5 protein-coding genes are annotated in these 7406 nt (G+C 36.5%); 3 read left to right on the top strand and 2 right to left on the bottom strand.

From position 1 onward, the window contains the following. Together Q8L85_02905 and Q8L85_02900 are read right to left on the bottom strand one after the other, a co-directional pair. Positions 1–1049: hypothetical protein (locus Q8L85_02905; GenBank protein MDP1723631.1), on the bottom strand; the 1049-nt coding region annotated here is incomplete at its 3' end. 407 nt (positions 1050–1456) lie between these two features. Beyond that, positions 1457–2428 (bottom strand): hypothetical protein, encoded by a 972-nt coding sequence (locus Q8L85_02900; protein MDP1723630.1) that lies wholly within the window; start codon positions 2426–2428, stop codon positions 1457–1459. Positions 2429–2619: 191 nt separating this feature from the next. Here Q8L85_02900 and Q8L85_02895 point away from each other — a divergent pair, with 191 nt between their 5' ends. The 3 genes from Q8L85_02895 (at position 2620) to Q8L85_02885 (ending at position 7271) form a co-directional block, all read left to right on the top strand. Continuing rightward, positions 2620–2898, top strand: a complete 279-nt coding sequence (locus tag Q8L85_02895) for a YggT family protein (GenBank protein MDP1723629.1) — start codon at positions 2620–2622, stop codon at positions 2896–2898. Continuing rightward, positions 2882–4177, top strand: a complete 1296-nt coding sequence (locus tag Q8L85_02890) for a Y-family DNA polymerase (protein ID MDP1723628.1) — start codon at positions 2882–2884, stop codon at positions 4175–4177. The genes Q8L85_02895 and Q8L85_02890 overlap by 17 nt, the downstream gene beginning before the upstream one ends. Positions 4178–4340: 163 nt before the next feature. Beyond that, the gene (locus Q8L85_02885) at positions 4341–7271 is read left to right on the top strand and encodes a hypothetical protein (protein MDP1723627.1); all 2931 of its coding nucleotides are present in this window, start codon (positions 4341–4343) and stop codon (positions 7269–7271) included. The last annotated feature ends 135 nt before the right edge of the window (positions 7272–7406 follow it).

Below are 7406 nucleotides of genomic sequence, written 5' to 3'. Positions count from 1 at the left end.
TCAACGACTGGTGCAACTACTGGCGCTTCATCCACGACTGGTGCAACTACTGGCGCTTCATCAACGACTGGTGCAACTACTGGCGCTTCATCAACGACTGGATCAGCAGCTGGCACTTCGACGACTGGATCAGCAGCTGGCACTTCAGCTACTTGTTCAATAACTGGCACTTCGACAACTGCTTCAACAGCTGGCACTTCAGCTACTTGTTCAATAACTGGCACTTCGACAACTGGATCAGCAGCTGGTACTTCAACGATTGGATCAGCAGCTGGTACTTCAACGATTGGATCAACGGCTGGTACTTCGAGCACTGGATCAGCAGCTGGCACTTCGACTACTGGATCAGCAGCTGGCACTTCGACAACTGGCTCAACGGCTGATACTTCGAGCACTGGATCAGCAGCTGGCACTTCGACAACTGGATCAGCAGCTAGTACTTCAACAACTGGTTCAACAACTGGTACTTCGACTACTGGATCCGCAGCTGGCACTTCAACGACCGGTTCAACAGCGGGCACTTCGACAACTGGATCAACAACTGCATCGGGATGCTCACTTGCATAAATTTTAGCCAATAACTGCTGAACAAGTTCTTCATAATTTCTTATTTGTTCTTCTTTAGCTTCAAGCTCATTTCGAAGCACATCAATTTCTTCTTGGATCGCTTCCCTAACTTGAGCTTCTTCTTCTGTTTCTCTTTTAAGGGCTACATCAATTAATAATGGTTCATAATTAGCGGAATCTTCAAAAGATATTTTTAAAAAATATTTTTTAATATTTCCTTCTTCTTCTGAATCTGTTGGTTCAAAGGATATTTCTTTTATTTGGTTTAACGGAGCATCAAGAACTGCTAAACGCTCATCTAAATTAAAGCTGCCTTGAACTAAATCAAAATTGTGCTCACCAATAGCTGAATAACCAGGTGAAGCAATATCAGCTACTGCATCGTAACCACTTATTGTTGGCCAATTGACGGCATTGGCTGCCCCTAAAAACGTGAGCGTTACCACAACACTCATTAATAATAGTTTGATTTTTCTCAGCATTTCCTACTCCGGTCAATTTAATTACTTTTTTCTGATATAACGATAGGCTATTTTTTTTCTGATTAAAATAGTTTTAAAAGACAATAAATATGACTATAGAATATTTTATTCTATAAGTATTTGTATAAACATATAAAAAATTAACATTAATAAATATTAAGAAAATTAATTTGTATTAACTATTTAAAGAATATTAAGAAAATCCATTGAATATAAAAAAACCAGACCGTTAGACCTGGTTTTTTTTAAATAACATCGTGCTGACTTTCTAAAGAGATCTTCAAAAAGTCAGGATATACAGTCGATAGCCATTGGAAGGATACATCGTCACGCCTCACTCATGTATATAAGGATACACTTTGTTCGTTGTTCCTTGTCTATTCCTCATGTCTATCGACTACACTTACTTACTCTTTATCTTTTTTAGGTTTTTTATCGCCATCTTTAGGTTTTTTGTCATGTGGTTTTTTATCGCCATCTTTGGGTTTTTTATTAGGTTTATCATCTTTAGGCTTTTTTTGTTTATCATCTGAATTTGCAACGACCAGATCAATAGCTGGCACAACAGCTGGATCAACAGCAGGCACTACAGCGGGATCAGATGCCGGTACAACAGCAGGCACTACAGCTGGATCAACAGCAGGTACAACAGCTGGATCAGAAGCTGGTAAAGCAGCCGGTAAATCAACACCTAACGCACCAGCCAAAGCTGCAAAAATCTTATGAGCAATTTCTGGTCCAAACGAATTCAATGCTGACGTCAACATTGGAATTAAAGGTTTAAATTGATTTAATACCATTGTTATAAAGGACGAAGCGGCCGATGGAGAAGAAACTTCACCAGAAACGGGATCAGTTGTTGTTGTATCTAATTTTCCAACAATAGAATCAATTAGTTCTGGCGCAACTTTTTCAATCTGTGGCACAATGAAAGTGAGCACTTTAGTGACAATGCCTGGAAGCATTTCATTAACTTTTAAAACAATTTCATCCATATTTAGGTTTTTGCCCATCGGATGAGGTTGTCTTTGAAGAACAACGTTAATTGATAACATCTTCGTATTGTCTTTTGAATCTTTATAAGCGAACTTCAACGTATAATCACATTCAGTTTCGCGTGAAAAAACATGTCTTTCAGGAATAAGCGCAACACCAAATTCTTTATCCTTTAATTTTGCAACTTTTGCGCGTTCATCAGCATCAAAACTTGATTGTACAAGATCATAATCTTGACCATCGGAACATTGTGTCCAACCATCCGCTAAAATATCAGCAACCTGTTCTTGCCCTTGAAACGTTAACCAACTAGCATTGGCTGCCCCAATTAAGGTAATCGACAGTGCCGTACCCATTAATAATGTCTTGAATTTTCTTAGCATTTCTAACTCCAGTTAATTTAATTAGCTTTCTTAACTTCACGGTAAGCTATTTTTTTTAAGATGCAAATAGTTTTTATTGGCAATTAATATGACCAAAACTCTTTCAAGCGTTTAAATCTTTGGATATAGTCAAAAAAAAAAAATCTGCTATACTTTATCCAGCAAAAATATAAATTCAATCAGGTAGGCTTATGAAATCAATCGTTTTATTAATTGATGCTATTTTAGGACTTTATGTTTGGGCGCTGATAATTTCGGTTATTTTAAGTTGGCTTATCGCTTTTAACATCGTCAATACCTATAATCGCTTTATCGCCACAATCTACGACGTTCTTTATCGCATCACGGAACCTGTTTACAGGCCGATTCGTCGGATCATTCCGACTGTTAACGGCATTGATTTTTCACCCATTATTGTGATTTTACTTATTTTCTTTATAAGAAGTTTGTTGCGTGAATATTTCCTTTAATAATAATGCCCAAAATTTAATAGCCCTTATTGATTGCAATAATTTTTATGTATCCTGCGAACGTGTCTTTGATCCAAGATTACATAACAAACCTGTTATTGTATTATCCGGCAATGATGGCTGCGTGATTGCGCGCTCGAATGAAACAAAAGCCTTGGGCGTTCAAATGGGACAACCTGTTTTTGAACTCAAAGAACTCATTACGCGTCATAACATCATCACAAAATCCTCTAATTTCCCCCTTTATGCGGATATGTCTTCACGCGTTATGTCAATTCTGCAAGAAGCCTCCACCGAGATTGAAATTTATTCAATTGACGAAGCCTTTATAAGTTTCAAAGGACTTAATTATGAACAAGCTCAAGAAGAAGGGCAAAAATTAAAAAAACGCATTACACAATATACGGGCATCCCTATTTCTGTTGGCATTGGACAAACCAAAACGCTTGCAAAATTGGGGAGTTTGCTCGCCAAAAAAAATCCTGATTATAAAAATGTTGCATTCATCCCTTCTTTGCCAGATTCAAACCATCTGCTTCAACAAATAAAAATTGGAGATATCTGGGGAATAGGCCGGCAATCAACAAAATTGCTAGAACGCAATGGGATATGGAGCGCTTACGATTTTGTGAATACGTCTTCCTCATGGATTCAAAAACAAATGGGTATTATGGGACAACGCATTCTTATGGAGCTTCAAGGCATCGATTGTATTCCCCTTGATGATCTTGTAAATCCTCGAAAATCCATTGTTGTCTCGCGATCTTTTGGTTATCGCATCACCCATTTCCAAGAATTAAGCGAAGCTGTTGCGCTTTATGCACATCGTGCCTCTGAAAAACTACGCGAAGACAAACGCATGGCGCGGAAAGGATCTTTATTTTTACAAATGAAATCTGGGCCTGGAAAATCCTACCGGCATGACACAATTCTGTTGCCGCTTGAGCGTGCAACAAATGATTGTTTTGCGCTGATTGGTGCTGCTCAAACAGCCTTAAAATCCATCTTTAAACCTGGGACTGCTTATAAAAAAGCGGGCATTATGCTGTATGATTTTTGTCCAATAGATACAACACAAGTTAATTTTCTTGAAACACCCACTCAACCAAAATCAGACGATATCATGAAATTAATGGATAAAATCAATCGCAAACATGGCAAAGAAACCGTTACAAGCGCAAGCATTGGCACAAAACGTCTTTGGCAGTCGAAATCCTTACTAAAATCACCACATTATACAACTGAATGGAAAGAGTTGCTAAAGGTAAAAGCAAATTAGCTTTTCTAATTAAAAATTTTATCTTCAATTCTATTTCTCCGCTGAAATCAAATATTTTTTAAATAAATTTTATATTTTATAAGTAATACTGCCATAAAAAAAATATTTTCAAAAAAAATAAGAATGTTAGACTAAATTATAAAAAAATTTATAGGTGGTGTTAATGTTTATTAAGAAATTATTCCATTTCAGTTTAATAATTTTACTTTTAATAGATATTAATTTTTCAGTTTATGCGGCAAATTCAAAAGATGAAGAAACCAATAAACATTTAGCAGCGCTTGAAATTAATCCAGATGAAACACCCGAAGAAAAAGCTGAAAAAATTTTCAAAATGTCATTATTATTAGATTTATTTGCAGTGAAAGATTTATATTTTAAAGGATTTATCGAAGAAGCTGAAGAACTTTTATACATGAATTCAATAGGGTACAAAATGGTGTTGGGCTATAATCCCAACCACCCCCTTGCACAATTGTTTTTTGATGCCCATAGACATCCTGGCGATAGCGGATTTTCTGTTGAAGGTGATCCAAAATCAATGGTTGCGATTAGCGGCCTTTATACAGATGGCATTGAAGATGATGTACCTGATGATTGGAGCATGCAAGCCTTTTGGTTCGCACGTTCTGCACAAAAAACAGCACTTGCACAAGATGGTAAAAAATTACTGGAGGATCGTCAAAAAGGCGCATGGGTAACTTTTTCAGCAAAAGAGCTTGGATCATTACTCGCTTTTGAAGCAACAGGCATTGCAGGTGGTTTTGCAGCAGGGCAAGCACTTCAGCAAATGCTAAATCAAAGCTACTGGATATATATAGGTCTTGGCATAGGCGCTGCAGGCGGCGCACTTACTTGGTTTGCAAGTTCACAACTTTACAATATGTATCAAAAATATAAAGAAAGACGTCGCAGTAAAAAGAATTTAAATAAACTGAAAGAAGCTGAGGACGATGACGAATTTGAAGACATTGTTGCCATGGAAGAGGGCAGATCAAAAAAATCAAAAAATAGCAAACAACCTTCTGCTGAAAATTCAAGCATTGATACTGTACAAACATTGAACATTCAAGAAAGTTCAAGCTTTGAAAAATTATCAAAATACCAAACATTACCTCCTAAAGAAAAAAAGAAACTAGACGATAAATTCTTAATACATCTTTACGGTACAAGCGAAGATGATCAAAAATTTGTAACCCTTTACCGAAAAATCACAAAACATGAACGCATTACGACAAAGAATGATGAATTACAAAAACGCTCACCAAGAAAAGAGACAACACATGAGGAAGGAAGATTAAAACGATGGTCTAAAGCACTGCTCCATCGCTTAAGCACTTTTAATCCCTGGGGACATAATCCAACGCCTATTGAAGAAGATAATATTGACCATAAAAAACAACATGAGAATGTAATTGACGACGATTCTTTAGATACAAAGCCACATGCGCAATCAATGCCAAACATGCCTTTTCATAACGAAGATTTTGTTGAAATAGAAATGAACCATGTAGCAATAGACGAATATACACTTCATCTTGATGAAGAAAATATTAAAAAAGCACAAAAGATATTTAAGATCGTACTAAATCTCGATAATTTTGCAATTAAAAAACTTCATTTTCAAGGTTATACTAAAGAAGCTGAAAAACTAATGTATATGATTGCCATAGGGTATAAAATGGTCGTGGGATATGATGCACATCACCCTTATGCGCAAATATTTTTCGAGGCCCACGATCATCCTAATGAAGAAGGATTTATGGTGCCCGGTGATCAAACAGCCCAAAAAGCCATAAGTGGTCTTTTTTCTGACGACATTGAAGACGAAGTGCCTGATGATAGACAAGTTGAAGCCTATTGGATTGGACGTTCTTTACTAGAACCTGGCCAATCAACAAAACCAACAAATACACAAAAGGAAGATAAAACAGCTAGTTTTTTAAGTTTTACAGCTAAAGAATTTGGCGCCTTATGTGCAGCAGAAGCAGCAGGCCTTGTAGCAGGGTATGCCTTAGGCGATATTTTAATGCAATCGTTTGGCGCCTATTATTGGACTTATATAGGATTAGGTATCGGTGGTGCGGGCGGTTTTTTAACCTGGCTTGGTGGCCTTAAAATTCCTGAAATTTACAAATGGTGTAGCGATAAATTTCAACACAAAGAAGATTTAGATCAAATTAATAATGCGTTTGATGATATAGAGATTGATAAAGATCAAGCAAAAATCATTACAATGGATGATGAAGAGGTTGAAGAACCACAAGATGAATCTCTACCTAAGTTGAAAAGTGAAAGTGTAATTAAAACACCCCCTGATGATTTAATAGAGCAAGATGAAAAATTATTTGAGCCAACAACAACGAATGAAGAAGATGAAATTCAAAACAAATCTGCAAATATTGATGAAAGCCCTGTTATTGAACTCACTATTTTATCTTCAGACAATGACCAACAATTGAAGTATGAATCCGAAATTGAAGAACTAGGTCCACCCCCTCCGCCAATGACATCAACCAATTTAAGCACAAGTAAAAAGCCTGCCAATTTAAATTCTTCTCAACTAAAAAACCCCAGTCAAAAATCAATTCAAATTCCTAAAAAAATGTCTCAAAAAGAAGAAGACGCCTTACATGAAAAGTTTTTACAACGTCTCTTTACACATGGTGCTGATGATCTTTTTGTCCGCCGTTATTTAGAACTTACCAAAGATAAACGCGTTGAAGCAACACATATAGCTAAATCTAAATGTGATGAAGCAAAAGAAAAAGAAGCTTCACATAAAAAACGCATGCAGCATTATCTCACAAGGCAAGCTAGTCGTCTAAATATATTCAGGCATTCTGATGATGAAGACAATGAAGATGATCGCCGTCTTCATCGGTCAAAAAGTAGGCACGAAAAAAAATCGTATGAAAGCCAAAATCCCTATGGATCAACTTCAAGCACTTTCAGAGAATATAACGAGGAAGATCAACATTTCGATCATTATCGCGATCAATATGATGATTTTGATCCTTACGATGACCCCTTTCAAGCAAATGCTAGAAACTTTCACAAACCTAACGATCAATATGATGAAGATAATCTTTAAAGTTATAACGCGAACTCGATAATTCATTCTTCAGAAAACCTAAACTTTCCGTCGTTGCGATGAGCCCCAAATTAAATGGGGCAAAGAAGCAATCCAGAAAATAGTCCTTCAAATACTGTACATTGATTTTAAAAC

It is taken from the genome of Alphaproteobacteria bacterium, from assembly GCA_030680745.1.
GTDB lineage: Bacteria > Pseudomonadota > Alphaproteobacteria > JAUXUR01 > JAUXUR01 > JAUXUR01.
The sequence above is the reverse complement of the archived record's forward strand: the minus strand, read 5'-3'. Positions and strand labels throughout refer to the sequence as shown.

Coding starts and splice junctions, on each gene's coding strand:
- Q8L85_02900 (MDP1723630.1), bottom strand. CDS start 2,428: ATGCTAAGAAAATTCAAGACATTATTAATGGGTACGGCACTGTCGATT.
- Q8L85_02895 (MDP1723629.1), top strand. CDS start 2,620: ATGAAATCAATCGTTTTATTAATTGATGCTATTTTAGGACTTTATGTT.
- Q8L85_02885 (MDP1723627.1), top strand. CDS start 4,341: ATGTTTATTAAGAAATTATTCCATTTCAGTTTAATAATTTTACTTTTA.